The following is a 16,249-nucleotide window of genomic DNA, read 5'->3' as shown; positions in this document are numbered from 1 at the left end:
AGTGAATTAGAAAAATCCGGTAAATCCCACACCTTGGATAACCAAGATGTAGGATTTATTGGCTGGTTATGGATTAGAAGTGGAAACCTGCACCCACCGAACCGCCTGCTTTACCTTTGGTATCGGCAGAACCAGATACTTTTAGCACCCAGCGACCATTGTCAGAAAGCTTCGAGAAGCCAACTGCTACCGCACCTTCACCATTGTAGCTGGCGATACCACCAGTCAGCATTGACTTACCTGGAATGTAAGCCTGTGGCAGTGCTGCCATTGCCATGGCAGAAGACACACCAGCATTAGACTGATTGGCGACATTGTCAATGCGACCAGCCAATTGATTGGTAGCTCCCATCAACTGCCCCACATTCACCGCATCCGTCATGTCAACACCAGGGGCGACATTGGTGATGCGTTGACCACCGTTGTTCAAGCCTTGAGCAGTCAGGCTGATGGTGTTGGCAGGTGTTGCTGCGTTGATGGTCAGACCTGTTGTGTCAAGTTTGCTGTCACCTGTGGTGATGCTGTTGACTGCGATGTCATCGCTTAGTTTGACTTCAACAGTGTCACCTTGTGCCTGAGTGGTGATGTTCTTATCACCCTTGACATTTAGCGTGCTGCCCAGTTTTTGAGGGTTGGTAGCACCCTTGTCAGTGTTAAAGGTCAGACCTTGGTTATCCACCTTGTCTAATGCTTTCACACCTTTGGCAATGTCATCTTTGGCTGCTTGGGTGAGATCAACGGCAAAGCTTGTGGTATCAGCACCTTCAATGCTCGTTGTTTCACCTTGTTCAACAGCAATCAGACCTTGAGCTTTAGCAACGACTTTCGCTGAACGGTCTTTGGCGTTGATGGTGTAGATGTCTTGACCTTGAGCACCTTTGGTGCTGTCGATGCTGACATTGTTACCTGCCTTGACCTCAGTGGTGGCTGCTGCCTTAGCTTTGTTCAGCTGGCTGACATTCACCGCATCAGCATCATCTGTGCCATCGGCAACATTGGTGACTTTCTTATTGCCAGCGTTGATGCCCTCAGGGGTGATATTGATGTCGCCAACTTTAAGCAGGTTATCCACTTGTAGCGTATCACCTACTTTTACAGTTTCAAACGCCACATCTTGCTTGGTAGCAACAGTTAGGTTACCGTTTTCATCTTGGGTAACATTGATGTTGTCACCTTGATTGATGCTGATGGTATCACCTGCTTTGATCAGCTTGCCATCTTGACCATTGGCTTGGACAGTGAAGCCTGAGTTGTTGATGGCGTTGATGGTGTCAGCTGCTGATAGGACTTTATCGCCATCAGTCTCTGCAATGCTAAGATTGCCTTTGGCATCAACAGTTGCTGGTGCGGCTTTGGCCACATCAACGGTGTAGATGGTTTGACCTTGATCGCCTTGTTTTGAGGTCACTTTGGCAAAGCCTGTACCTTCAACCTCAGTCTTGGCGGCATTGATGCCTTTGGTCAAGTCAGCTTTAAGCTGATGGATTTGACCACCATTCACCGCATCTTTACTGCCTTCACTGATGTTACCATCGGCAACATTGGTGACTTTCTGATTGCCAGCGTTGATGCCATCTTGGTTGATGATCACATCACCGACTTTCAGCGTATCACCTACTTTTACAGTTTCAAACGCCACATCTTGCTTGGTAGCAACAGTTAGGTTACCGTTTTCATCTTGGGTAACATTGATGTTGTCACCTTGATTGATGCTGATGGTATCACCTGCTTTGATGAGCTTACCATCTTGACCGTTGGCTTGTAGGGTAAAGCCTGAGTTGTTGATGGCATCAGCAACGGTTTTGGCGGTGACTAGGGCATTGCCTTGATCACCCTCAACAGTTACCTTACCAGCTTCATTACCACCTTGTGGGTTGGTGTTAAGCTTGGTGGTTTTGGCTGCGATCACAGTCTTGGCAGGATCGTTTGGATCTTGCTTGGTGGTGATGGTTTCATCATCCACATTCACATCAACCTTGATGGTAGAGGTCTTGCCATCAGTATTGTCCACAACCACTGTTGTGCCTGTGCCGTTAGCAAAGTTGACGGTGTCATAAGCTTTGACAAAGTCAGCTGCTTGGCCATTGGCTTGTAGGTTAAAGCCTGCATTCAACACATCACCAACGGTAGCTGCATTGTTATACATGTTCGCAAGGTTTTGACCTTGTGGTGCAGCTTGCTCTTTGGTGGCATCAAAGATCGGATTGGTGGTCAATCTGCCATTAGGACCCACAATCATGTCGCCTGCATTGTAAGTTGGTGTCAAGTTACCAGCAACATTAGCCAAGTTGGTTGGCTGTGTGGTGCTGCCTTTACCATTATTGATAGAAGCAATCACATCAGCAGGGTCGACTTTTTTACCATCTTTAGTGGCGAAAGTACCATCTGGTTGTTTGTACAGTCTGTTACCATAGACATCAGTGTAGACGACTGGTAATTGAGCAGATTCAACCAATGCTTGACTGTCGACCTTAATGTCATAGGCAAGGTTCTTAGCGTCTTGACCATCGTTCAGGTCAACAACACTGATTGACTTATCGCTAGAGGTTACCGTCGTACGAGCGTCTTTAAGCTGCTTGACATTCACCGCATCAGCATCATCTGTACCATCGGCAACATTGGTAACTTTCTTACCGCCAGCGTTGATGCCGCCTTTGGTGACGCTTGGACCATTGTCGATGGTTAGGCCATTGTCTGTTAGGACGGTATCACCAATGGTGATTGAGCCATCTTTGGTCAGATTAATGTCTTTTGACAATTGAATTTCTAACGCATCGGTGCCGTTTGCCTTAACATTGATGTTGCCTGTTGCACTTTCAAATCTGCCAGATTCGGTTGCATCAACACCTTCACCCACAATCTTAACCACAGAGTTAAGCTTGTGACGGTTTAGCTTGCCATCATTACCCGTAAAGATTAAGCCATCATCTAAGTTGGCGACTTCTTGGGTCTTAGTGCTGCCATCTTTGTCTTTGGTTTCGTACACGATGCGAGTTTGACCATTTTTACCTGGCAATCCATTCGCACCATCTTTACCATCAACACCTTGAGCACCGTCTGCAGCTTTGAAGGTTAAGCCATCTTTGCCATCTTTGCCGTTAAGACCGATAGAGCCATCTTTGCCGTTTAGGGCAATGGCTGAGCCGTCTTTGCCATTGATGCCAAGTTTGCCATCAACGCCGTCTTTGCCATCTTTACTGTCTTTGGCACCGATTTCAATTGTTGGGTTTAGGCTAACTTTCAAGGCATGACCTTTTTTGCCATCTTTACCAGTAACTTCAACCACTTCGGTATTGATGTTGTCATCACCGGTGATTTGAGCGGTGGTACCTAGGCTTTGCTTAAACTCGTTACCTGCTTTGTCTTTTAGACCATAAGCATCGGTAGAGACTGTCGTGATGGTGTCATTGATGGTGTCTTTTAGATCACCGACATTCACGGCATTGTTCAGCGTATCGCCAGTCGCAGTCTTGATCGCGTTTGCCACATCTTTGGCTGTTTGGCTGCCATTGTCACCTGTTGGAGTAACTTTACCGCGTACACCGCTGGCAATGTTGGTGACTTGTACTGGTGAGTTATCTTTACCGTACAATTTCACTGTATTGCTTGGGGTGGCGGTGTCAGTTGCGTCAGCTTCATTGCCACCTACATAAGCGATTGGGCTGTCCACTTTGATGGTGGTTGTGCCAGTTGCTGGGTCGTTGTCAGTCACAACGGTTGTGCCACGACCATTGATGAAGTTCACTGAATCAGCATGGCTGATGACATCAACAGGCTGACCATTGTTCTGTAAATTCCAACCTGCATTTAATACATCGCCTACGGTTGCAGCATTATTCACCTTGCCAGCCAAGCTGTCTTTACGGTTTTGTGCTGGAACTTCTGTGGCAATTCCATTATCCACCAGATTTGATTTGACATTGGTGATGCTGTTGCCACCGTTGTTTAGACCGTTGACAGTCAAGGTAACGATGTCATTTGGCTGAGTTTTAGCATCCACACCATTTGGTACGATGAAGACACCAGAGCCACCAACACCTGTTTTATTACCGCCTTGGTCGGTAAATACGGCTGTTGTTAGGTCTAGGTCATCTTTGGTTGCAAAGGTAACCTGACCACCTTGCTGAGTCAGCTTGATGTTCTTACCTGCTTTTAAGCCCAGCTTTTCACCTGAAGATACCAAGAATGGCTCATCACCCTCAACTTCACCTGACTCATCGTCTGCTTTATCCACAGTCAATACAAAGCCTGAGTTGTTGATGGCATCAGCAACGGTGTTGGCAGTGACTAGGGCATTGCCTTGAGTCTCATCAGCCAGCTTAACCTCACCCAGGTCATCAGCGTCAATGTTGCTGATGTCAGTGTTGACGGTCAGGTCGGTGGTGTTGGCTTTAACCGCATTGCCTTCAACCTTAATGGTGGTGCCATCAGCTTTAACTGCAAGCTTAGATGCTGACTTGTCGGTCATTGGCTTAAACTCAAGGCCAGCATTGTCATCAATGTTGATACCAACACCATCTTTATCAACCATGATGCCTTTTTGGCGATTTGGCTTCACATCAAAGGTGATGGTGTTTGATTGACGAGCTTCATCTGTGTTGACACGAGCTGTCGTACCATTACCATCAATAATGTCTAGCGTGTCAAAGGCTTGGACGAAGTCTTTGCCAACACCTCTTTCTTTTAGGTTAAAGCCTGCGTTTAGTACATCACCTACGGTAGCAGCGTTGTTTTGTTGCAAATCAGCTGGTTTTTCCGAATGGAATGCTGGTTTGTCATCAATCGTTGGTTTGATGGTGATGTTGTGAGCAACATTTGCCAAGGTCATTGGGGCTTGTTTGGTTTCGCCATTGCCATTGTTCATTGAGGCGATGACTTGGTCGTTCTCAACCTTAATGCGAGAAGCACCACCGTTTGGAGCAACTTGATAGAACGCACCATCTTTCTTCACAAGCTTATTACCCTTCTTATCAGTATAAACTACTGGTAATTGGGCGTTTTCAACCAGGCCTTGGGCGTTGATATTGACCTTAATATTATGTTGGCCGTCTTCGCCTTTTTCCAAAGTCACATTTGTGAAGTTGCCATCAATAAAGTTGACTTTATCACCAGCTTTTACAAGCTTGCCATCTTTACCATTAGCTTGGACAGTAAAGCCTGATTTATTAATAGCATCCATCACAGTCTTAGCGTTCACCAAAGCGTCGCCAGCAACTGGATCATTATCTTTTAGATCAACCGTACCTTGAGGAGTGGCTTGAAGCTCAGTGGTTTTAACAGTCAGCTTCTTATCGTTGTGATTATCAACTTTAAGCGTCTTGTCATCAAGGTTAATACCAAGACCACTTTCGCCTACTTTCAGAGGATTTGGTTCATTATTAGCCAGTTTGATGCCAACACCATTATTGGTAACCTCAACACCTCCATTAGGATTTGCCTTAACAGCAACATCAATGCCATCACCTGCAGCATTCACAGAGGTTTCGATACCGCCATAGGCTTTACCATTGATTTTTAAGGTTTCGCCAAGCTTACGACTAACGGTTTTATTGTCACCTTGACCATTATTGCCTTTGTCCGCTTCAAACACACGAGGCAACTCTGCCACCGCCTTTAACTGTGCAATGTTGGCCGCGTCGGTATCACTAGAGCCTGCCGCAACATTGGTGATTTGACGAGTGTTGTTTTTATCACCAACAGATACCGCACCCAAGTTGCCTTTGACAGTACTTGTGATAAGATCGCTATTTCTAAAGCCTTCTGGTGCGTAAACTTCATCTTTTTTAGGATTCACACCAGCGTGAGCGACAATAATCTTCGCTGGATCAATGGCTTCACGATCTGCCACAGACAATGCACCTAATGCCACACCGCCAATCGCTTTAGCTTGCGAAGCTGTACCTAATGCTGTTGCAGCAACATCAGTTGCGATTGCACCACGACCTAATGCCGTTGCTGTTTCATCGGTAGCTCTCGTATCGGCATCACCAATTTGAATACCTTTATCATCAGCAAACTGTAGGCTACCTAGACCTTTAACATCAGGGTTTAGAGCGACTTCGATGGCATTGTTGTCAGCATCAATCTTGGTTGTGATGTTTTTTGCACCGCCATTAGCCTGATCGCCTGTGATGCCACCTGTGATGCCCACAACATTATCCGTCAAGGTCTTAGCAAAGCCCTTGCTGGTCGCTGCTGTAGTTTCGGTTTCGCCATCTTGTGGTCGTGATACATCTTCATCAGCAAAGTATTTGGTTGCTGAATCTTTCAACTGCTTGACATTGACAGCGTCGTTATCATTCACGCCCTCTTTTAGGTTAGTGATTCTTACTGGGCCGCCATCATTGTTAGATAGTTTAAGGCTGTCTTTATTATCACCTATTTGGATTTTTGGACTATTGTCACCAAACTGAACACTAGTAAAGTTCACATCATCTTTGGTAGCAATGCTGATCTTACCTTCTTCTTGCTTAAGCTTGATGTTTTTGCCAGCGTCGATGGTAACAGTTTCGCCTGTTTTGATCAGATGATCTTTTGTACCAGTTGCTTCACCGCCTTCTGATTGAGAGTGAGTGAGTTTAAAGCCAGCTTCGTTGATGGCTTTGGCGACATTACCAGCGGTAACCAGGGCGTTTTCATTACCACCATTTGGTGCGTCGATCTTACCAGTACCTTGGTTTGGTGTTAGGGTTGTGGTTTTGGCTGATACTTTACCATCTTTGATTTGAACGGTTGTGTTATCGGGATCGATTTCTAAACCCTGGCCATTATTAACAATGCCACCCTTATCTTTTAACTTAACCGAAAGCTCATCACCTTTAACTTCAAGTGAATTATCATGCTTTAAGGTCAAGCCATCGCCATCGACAAACAGTGGGTTATCGCCATCTTTTAGGTTGATTGAGATGCCTTGATCGCCTTCAAACTTCAAACCACCTTCATCATGCAACTTGACTTCAACCCTACCATCATCACCAAAATTAACACCTTTGGCGGTATCAACTTTAACGGCAAGTTTGTTGTCATTGCTAATTTCAATGCCTTTGGCTGTATCGACATTAACACCAACATCAATACCATCACCGGCTTGGTTAACCTGCGTGGTGATCGCACCATTGGCTTTGCCATTAATTTTCAAGGTCTCGCCAAGTTTACGGCTGACAGTTTTGTCAGTGTCAGTACCATCTTTGCCCTTATCCGCTCCAAATAAGCGTGGCTTGGCTTGGAGTTGTTTTTTGCCATTTGCATCTGCGATGGTAAATTGATCACCAACATTGATGTTTAGACCATTATCTCCAACAGTCAATGGATTATTAGCTGGGTCTAGTTTGATGGCAAGTTTGTTACCATCACCAATCTTGATGCCTTTATCATCAACATTAACAGCCACACCTTCATTGTTAACGGTTAATGCACCATTATCTTTTGGCTTGACGCTGACGCCATTTTGATCAACAGTGATGCCATTACCAGCTTTAACACCAATGCCTTTGCCATTGATATTATTACCGTTAGGATCAAACTCTAAGCCTTTATCTTTAGCTAAGTTAACAGCGACTTTGCCGTCATTAAACTTAACACCAGCCTCTTTATCGATCTTAACAGCAACACCGTCAGCACCGACCTCAACACCTTTCATGGCGTCAGGTTTAACCTCAATATCAAGGCCAGCTGTTCCGATATTTGCCTTGGTAACGATACCACCATTGGTTGCACCCTTAACTGGCAAGCGTTCGCCCAGCTTGCGTTCTATTTGTCCGTTTTCATCAGCTTCGAAAATCATCGGCATGGCCGCTAATGATTTTAGCTGTGCCACGTTCACCGCGTCGGAATCTTCAGAGCCAGCGGCTAGGTTGGTGATTTGGCGCGTGGCAGTGGATGAACCCACAGATACCGCACCCTTATTACCTTTGACTGTTGCGACGATGCCTTCTTTATGCTGATTTAATTGGTCTGCCAAACCTTTCGCATCGCCTACAACTGCATCACTGATCGGCGTGTAGACTTCACCACGTGCAAAAGTCGCTTCATGACTAGCAACTGCAGGCTGTGTAAAACGATCACGATCCGCCACTGATTCTGAGCCCAATGCCACACTGCCAGCCTTTTCCGCTCTTGACTCAACGCCTAGTGCCATTGCAGCTCTTGCATCTGTGGTTATTCTAGCCATTGGACCAATGGCAATCGAGTCGTCAGCTTCAGCTTTAGTATTGGTTCGGGCATCGTATCCCTCAACTGATATACCCAGTGATCCACCAATGGTGATTGAGCGCTTACCAATAGATTCTGCCGAATGACCCAGAGCAAGTGATTTTTCACCCACTGCTGATGAGGCAGACCCATATGCTTGCGAAGCTTCCCCCCTTGCGGCAGCCTGGCGGCCAAAGGCAACGGAGTTCACACCAAGTGCCTCAGCTGACGAGCCAATAACGATGCCACCGCCACGAGATAGGGCATTTGCTCCAATAGCGACGCCAAAGCTTCTTTTATGGTCTGGGTTATCCTTTTTTTGCCCCACTAAAGCTTGGGCACCATCACCAACTGCAACACCTCCGTCTTGACCAGAAGAATTTTTACCAATAGCAACACCTGCAGAATAGACGTCCTGCCCATCTTTGGTAACACGTCTAGTAATCTCATTTCCATTTTTAACCTCATTTTCATTAAAAGAACTGTGAGGATTTTTGTAATTGACATGGCGTACAATACTGGATGATTTGACCCATGAATTCGTAGTTGCGTTTTGACCGATTGCAACTCCGCCTGTGTAGTTCTCCGCTATCGCTCCACGGCCCAGTGCCAAAGACTCAGCATGGGCAACTCGTGTGTTAGCATCACCAATCTTAATACCCTTCCCATCAGCGAACTGCAAACTGGTTAAATTGGTCACATCAGTTTTTAGGGCGACTTCAATTTTGTTATTGGCTTTGTCGATTTTGGTTACGATATTTTTGCCTTTATCAGCTTGCTGTGGATCAGGCAAGGTTGTACCACCAACGATACCTAGCGTTTGCTTCTCAGTATCGAATTCTTGAGCTTGATTTCTACTTGTGGCTTCGCCAGTATCAGCAAAGAATTTAGGATTGGTAACCTGAGCTGGTTTCGCTTTTAGCTTCAGTTTTTTTGGACCATCCGCACCATCCGTTACTGTAAAGTCACCTTCATCAAAGTTAAACTTCAAACCTTCCGCTTCAACAGAAAGAGGATTATTATCAGGAGCAACTTTTACCGATACACCACCCTCATCAACTGTAATACCGCCTCGATCTTTTGGCTTGACGCTTACACCATTTTCACCAACTTCAATACCATGATATGCCTTGACAGCAATCTCAACACCATTTTTCTCACCATTAACACTGGTCTCAATACCCTTGCCTGCCTTACCTCTGACTGAAAGTGGCTGGTCGACCGTTAATGGATTGGTCAGTTGATTATTGTCAGCACCATCAGTCGTAACTTTTAAGACTTGGTTGGTTGCTTGTTTTTTGGCACTCAGTACCTGTCTACCGTCTTTGTTGATAACTTGTAAAGTTTCGTCATCAATCTTTAGATCTATGCCTTTGTTACCAACTTCCAGAGGACCATCATCATTAAGCTTTACAGCGATCTCAATGGCATTTTTATCACGATTCGTATTCGTGATGATGCCAGCACTGCCAGCACTTCCACCTATAATTTTTAGCGTTTCTCCAGGATTACGCTCAACAACCTTATCTCCATCAGGATTATCAAGATCGTCTCTATCTGCTTCAAATTTTAACGGCTGTTGTACAGTAGGACCAGGAACTGTACCATCTCGACCATCTCTAATGGTTATCTGCTTAGGAGCTCCATTTGGCCCAGTAACAGTAATGGTATAGCTATCACCTTTCTTTTCACCAACCTCAATTTGAGTACCTTTGATGATGACTTCTTTGGTATCGCCAATACCTTTTGTTACAGCAACACCGTTTTCACCCTTAAAGTTGACGGTATCACCCCATTTGACCAGACCTTCGCCATTCCCAACCGGTTGATTACTGGCCTGCAGCTTCCACCCACCAGTATTGATGATGTGATATAGTTGCGATCCATTAATAGCATCGGTACTTTGTTCTGTGATTAGGCCTGCAGCAACATTCTGAATACGGCGTTCTTTGGTTTTGCCACTACGATCGCCAGCATCACCTGGTGCACCAACGGATACCACACCCCATGGACTATGGCCAGCAAACATCTCTCCGTTATTACCTCCATAGGTAATACCATTGATTTGAGCTGCGGTAATTTTATCAGCACCAGCAGTAGAATCGCCTTTTTGCGTATACGCTGAACTGGCACCTAGGAATACTGAATTAGCATGGGTATGTGTGACATTTGAACCCAATATGTAAGTATTGGCAAAATTTGTATTACTATTTGAGCCAATCACCACTGAATTCTGACCCTTGGCTTTAGCTGAATGACCAAGGGCGATGGCGTCTACTTTTGTGTGCTGATCTCGCTGACCAGCCTCAGCATCTTTACCTATTGCTAAGCTATTATTCGTCCAGGCCTTAGAGTTCATGCCGCCCGCAAAAGCAGCCTCTCCATGAGCCTGTGCACTTCTACCAATAGCAACTGAATTTTTGCCCTTAGCTTGTGTATTGGTCATACCATTAAATGTCGTAGTTTGATTTCCAATACCCTCAGGACCAGTATTCCCTGGAAAATCCTGCATATCAGCACTACCCAGTGCAATTGCACCCTCACCAGTAGCTTGAGCTGACTGACCGATTGCGGTAGCATATTTTGCACCAGCATGAGATGCTGTGCCAATAGCCATAGAGAAGTCACGTGCAGCACTAGCCTGACGAGAAATCGCCAAAGAGTTAAATCCCGCAGATTTTGCAGCAGCACCTAAAGAGACAGAGCCAATACCTAATGCACTACTGTAGTTGCCAAGAGAAATTGACAACCCTCCTTTCGCCTTGACATAACTACCAATGCCAATACCCGAGGCAATTCCATCAATATCTTGACGGGTATCAATATTTTTACCGATAGCAATTGCTTCTGTAGCCTGATTGTGATAATTGCCCCCTCTTCGGGCTTCTGTATTATCAGGTGTCTGATAGTCATACGGATAATGCTTTCTATCCTGAATCCCTGGTTGTAGGAGAGAATCAACAATATTCTCTGAGCTACCAGAAACCGTTACCTGCTGACTGCGAGTTTTTGCAGGTGATGTCTCAGCAATTGAAATCGCTGCATGAGCGTAACTAACCGACAATATTGAGACTGCCAAAGGCAACAAGATAAAAGATTTACTCTTACTCCTAGCACCGCCACCGACAGATGAGCCACCCACCCGAGTGTGCGACTTGGCAAACTCAGCGACCGCTTGATAGGTGCCGGTTGCCTTGTTAAAGACAATTTTATATATACTATTCATATACAATACCTTAAGATTTTACAAAGAAACTTTACAGCATAGAAAATACCACAGCTGTAAAAAGGTGATTCATTGATACAAGCATCCAGGCGATATCCACATCATCGGATGATGACTGTCGCCTTCATGGTCAGATTTCAATAGAAAAAATCACAAGACAGATGAGAAATCGCACAAAAAACCACCCCATTGCTTACTGCCAGAGCAATAAACAATGGGTTGGTTTCTTTAAGGTGTGAAGTTATGCGATGCGATCAGCATGACTGTGGACATTGTCAATACCTTATTACAACAAATGATAAAGATTGTGTTTCTCATATTCTACTACAAGTCATCTGCCCAATGCCAGATGTATTGTTATTTTTATGTAACATAATAACAAAATTTTTACAAATATACACAATAACTACTGCCAAATCCATGGTGATGCCTTATGATGATGGGCTAAAGCTTGAGACTTTTTTTGGTTTTTGTGTCATCAAAAGATGTTATAATAAATTAAGATAAGCTGGTCTGTCATCGCTTGGCATACCAGCCAAACCAGCCAAAAAAGGTGTCTATATGTCAGACTCACAACAACCACCCAAAGTGCCAGCAGATGAGGCGAATCCTACGCCCAAGCCAGCACCAAAACGACCCAAAAAACAGCGTCCACCACCAGAGAAACTCATTCCGCATTCTAAGGACATGGATGCCACCAAGCATCGTGTCCACCCACGCTTTGCCAAGGGCAAATACCAAAGCATCCGTCTGGTGGTCATGTATGCCATCTTGGTGGGGTTTTTGGTCGCTCCCTGGCTACGTTGGAATGGCAGGCAGGCGATACTGCTTGATGTGATTGAGCCGAAGTTTTATATCTTTGGGGCGACTTTCATGCCGCAGGATTTTTATTTCTTCGCCTTTGTGTTCATCATCGCGGCGATGACGTTGTTCATGGTAACCGTCTATGCTGGTCGTGTGTGGTGTGGCTATGCCTGTCCGCAGACCATATACGTGCATCTGTATCAGCACGTTGAGAAGTGGATCATCGGTGATCGCAATAAGCGCATGAAGTTCGACAAGCAGCCTTGGGGCGCTCAGAAGATCATCAAGACGCTGGCTGTGCACGCCGTTTGGGGTGTGATCTCAGCGGTGACGGCGCTGACCTTTATTGCCTTTATCGTTGGTACGGATTATCTGTTCTTCAATGGGCAGACCCCGTTCTTTATGGGTTGGGGTAAGATGACATGGGTGTTCTTCCTACTCATCACTTTCGTTACCCAGACGAATGCTGGCTACATGCGTGAACACATGTGTGTGCACCTGTGTCCTTATGGTCGCTTTCAGTCGGTGATGTTTGACAAAGACACCCTACTCGTCTCCTACGACTATGAACGCGGTGAGCCTCGTGGCGCCAGAAAGCGTGGCGATCATCCAGCAGGCTATGGCGACTGTGTGGACTGTAGCATGTGCGTGCAGGTCTGCCCAACAGGCATCGATATCCGTGACGGTCTACAAGTAGAATGTATCCAGTGTGCTGCCTGTGTGGATGCGTGTAATGAGATCATGGATAAGGTCGGCTACCCTCGTGGACTCATCCGTTACACCACCGAACGCCAACTGCTTGAAAAGCAAAAGACCAAAATCATCAGCCCGCGTATCTTCGCCTACATATTCGTACTAAGTGCTGCCATCACTGCTGCGATACTGGTTGCGACAGGTCGTGCACCGCTAGAGATGGAGATTCGCCATGATCGTAAGCAGTTAAGCACGGTCAAGAACGGTCAAGTCGAGAACAGCTACGTCCTAAAAATCGTCAATAAGACCGACGAGCGTCAGGTGTACCGAGTGCGTCTGGATGGTGAGCATGCTGGCATGACCTTGCGTTCACGATTTGACAGGCTGCCATTACAAGCCAATGAACCTTATGATCTACCTGTCAGCATCATTGGTGATGCTAATGTCATCAAGCCGGGTAACACACCTGTTACCATCACCGTATATACCGAAGATGGTAAATACAGTGCCAGTGCTGAAGATATCTTCATCTACAAGCCCAAGAAATAAGATGGCACATCAACCAAAATTCCCAAAGTCTGCTTTGGGAATTTTTTTGTGCATACTGCCAGCTTGCCTTGTATATTTTGGGTGCCCCGCCCTTTAGCCCTACCCCAAAATATGCTAGAATACTGGTCAAATTTATCATACAGCCTGATTTCATGACCAACACTCAAAAAGAACCTTGGTACAAAAACCCCTTCATGACTATATTCGTCATCGGTCTGCCTGCACTCGTGGTGGTGATATGTATTTTCTTCATTATCTATGCCATTCGAGTTCAAGACAGCACTGTGCGTGATGATTGGTATATGGATGGTAAGATGCTCTATCAAGATGCCACGCGCGACCAGTTGGCGCATGACTTAGGCATCTTTGGTATCATGCGCTTCGATGGTGACAATGTCAGCTTTGAGCTGCGCTACCCTAGCGACACCCTGTTATCGGGTAAACTACGCGATAGTACACCATTAGAATATCCAAAGATGCTCGCTGTCAGCATCTCGCACGCCACCGACAGTACTAAGGATAAGGATCTAAGCATTCGCTACGTTGGCGAGAATCGCTATGAAGGCAAAGTCACGCTGGATGAAACCCCTGCCAAATACTATCTACAGGTAAGCAACGATGGCATCCATAACTGGCGTCTCGTTCATGTTCAAAAGCTACCTGCTAAGAACGTTGCTTTCTCACCGCTTGATAGCTTCGATGAAGAGCGCCAAGTCCTGCCTGATCAACGCGATCTACGTCCTGCTCAAAATCAATAATCCTGTTAGGATTGCGCTGGCATGGCGCCATTAAGAAGTCAATAATAAACCGTCCAAATGGATGATTTGGGCGGTTTATTATTACTGTGATTATGTGCTGCTTTTGATGAGTCTGGCGGATTGTAATGCCGCTTCTTCTTCAGCGATGACTTGGCGGGCGACGTGTAGGATGAGCTGTCTTAGCCAGCGGTGCGCCGGATGATGCTGTAGCAGTGGCGACCACGCCATTGTTAGTTCAAATTCAGGGATGAAGAATGGCGGCTCTTTCACCACAATCTGTGGATTATTATGCGCCTGTAGCTTGGCGACACGCGTGGGCAGAGTAGCGATCAAATCCTTATTCGCAGCGAGCATCGCAGGCATCTGATAATGACGGGTGAAGACGCTGATTTGGCGTTTTTGACCCAGTCGTTGTAACGCTTGGTCGATCGAACCTAGACCACCCGACTTCTCAGGATTCACCCCAAAGCCCACGCCCATGCCTGTCTTAGACACCCAGACGTGCTGAGCCTTTAGGTAGTTCTTAAGGTTAAATCGACTCACATATGGGCTGTCCGCTGACAGCAGGCAGCTGAACGTATCGCGCCATACCAGGACCTGATGGAAGCTCTGGGGAATTTCGTTAAAGCGGTTAATCGCTAAGTCCACACGCCCCTGCTCCATATCACGATAAGAGACATCCGACGGTGTCAAAAAGTCCAAAATTACGTTCGGTGCTTCGCTACGCAGTGCCTTAACCAGTCTAGGTACCAAGGTCGCCTCAGCGTAATCGCTCGTCATGATGCGAAACACGCGCGAGGTGCTATAAGGACGAAACTCGGTACGCGGCTCTAATAGCGCACTGACATCCGAGAGTATCTCTCTGATGCGCGGCTGTAGCTCGCCTGCGCGCTCGGTTGGCGTCATGCCCTCCGATGAACGCACTAGAAGAGGATCATTAAACAAAGAACGCAATCGACGCAAGATATTACTCATGGCAGGTTGTGTGATGCCAAGCTGCTCAGCAGCGCGCGTTACGTTCTTCTCACGCAGCAGCACATCCAAATACACCAATAAATTTAAATCAACTTTTTGTAAATTCACGCTTTACCCTTTTATTATTTTGACCGATGGCAGTCAATCATTGTAGACACACCGTTTGGCTTTTGGTGATTTGAATGACGCCATCGATCCGCTTGTAGTCATTAATGCGCCCATTTATATCTTCAGCACTGATCTTAATCGCCAGCATACTGCCCAAATTCTTGTACTCATATAGCATCTCATCTGCATGATGATGGATGGCTTGCATGAGATTGTCTTTTTTGTCTTTATCGTACGATATGATGTACACGCCCGTCTGCTTAGCAGTTATAGACATCAGATCTGTGCTATTCGTCTGCTTAGTATTTGGCAGACTCGCACAAGCCGTCAGTAGGCCAACATCGCCACCGATAGCACCTTAACCATACCTGATGATTTTAATACATCATCCATCAATTTAACGTCACTCATACAATATTTACCGCCGTACCGACATCCACCACATCATAAAGCCACACGATATCCTCATTGCGCATGCGCACGCAGCCATGCGACATAGGCTTGCCCATCGGCTCGGTATCGGGCGTGCCATGGATATATATGTAACGCGAAAAAGTATCGCAGACGCCATCGGCATTCTCACCCTTATTTGCGCCATCCTCACAGCCATCAAGCCACAGAATTCTGCTCAATATCCAGTCATGATCTGGGTTCTTAAGACCTAGCTCATCATCATAGATCTCGCCCGTAAATTCCCGACCGACGAACACGGCATTCATGGGATATTCGCCGCCGATTTTTTGGGCGACGGTGTGTCTGCCCAGCGGCGTACAACCCGTGTTCTTGAGCTGACCTGTGCCATTTTTAGCGGTGGATACGCTAAACTGCTTGATCAATTCATCACCATCATAGACATCAAGGGTCTGATTGGCGGTATCAATCAATAAATGAACTTTGGAAGTCGCTTGGCTCATGGGTTATCAAATTAAAAAATGATGGATATTTT

Annotated in this window: 6 protein-coding genes; 2 read left to right on the top strand and 4 right to left on the bottom strand. The window is 46.0% G+C overall.

What is annotated here, in order from left to right; all coding sequences use genetic code 11:
• Positions 1–73 precede the first annotated feature (73 nt).
• Entirely contained in the window at positions 74–11,416 is an 11,343-nt protein-coding gene (locus MBO_RS05200) for a YadA-like family protein (RefSeq protein ID WP_036365040.1), read from the bottom strand.
• Between the two features lie 687 nt (positions 11,417–12,103).
• Between MBO_RS05200 and ccoG the strand changes: the two genes are divergently transcribed.
• Positions 12,104–13,462, top strand: a complete 1,359-nt coding sequence (ccoG, locus tag MBO_RS05195) for a cytochrome c oxidase accessory protein CcoG (protein WP_052585325.1) — start codon at positions 12,104–12,106, stop codon at positions 13,460–13,462.
• A 152-nt stretch (positions 13,463–13,614) separates the two neighbouring features.
• Complete coding sequence (locus MBO_RS05190; RefSeq protein WP_036365037.1) at positions 13,615–14,220, top strand: FixH family protein; 606 nt, start codon at positions 13,615–13,617, stop codon at positions 14,218–14,220.
• Between the two features lie 90 nt (positions 14,221–14,310).
• Here the strand turns inward: MBO_RS05190 and MBO_RS05185 are convergent, their stop codons facing one another.
• The 3 genes from MBO_RS05185 to MBO_RS05175 form a co-directional block, all read right to left on the bottom strand.
• Positions 14,311–15,303 carry a LysR family transcriptional regulator gene (locus tag MBO_RS05185; protein WP_036365034.1) on the bottom strand — a complete coding sequence of 331 codons (993 nt, stop codon included), beginning with the start codon at positions 15,301–15,303 and terminating at the stop codon, positions 14,311–14,313.
• A gap of 37 nt (positions 15,304–15,340) precedes the next feature.
• Positions 15,341–15,580 (bottom strand): hypothetical protein, encoded by a 240-nt coding sequence (locus MBO_RS05180; RefSeq protein ID WP_036365031.1) that lies wholly within the window; start codon positions 15,578–15,580, stop codon positions 15,341–15,343.
• A 130-nt stretch (positions 15,581–15,710) separates the two neighbouring features.
• Positions 15,711–16,217 carry a L,D-transpeptidase gene (locus MBO_RS05175; RefSeq protein ID WP_036365028.1) on the bottom strand — a complete coding sequence of 169 codons (507 nt, stop codon included), beginning with the start codon at positions 16,215–16,217 and terminating at the stop codon, positions 15,711–15,713.
• Between the last annotated feature and the right edge of the window lie 32 nt (positions 16,218–16,249).

It is taken from the genome of Moraxella bovoculi 237, from assembly GCF_000696305.2.
Classification (GTDB): domain Bacteria; phylum Pseudomonadota; class Gammaproteobacteria; order Pseudomonadales; family Moraxellaceae; genus Moraxella; species Moraxella bovoculi.
This window is presented reverse-complemented; position numbering and strand designations above follow the sequence as displayed.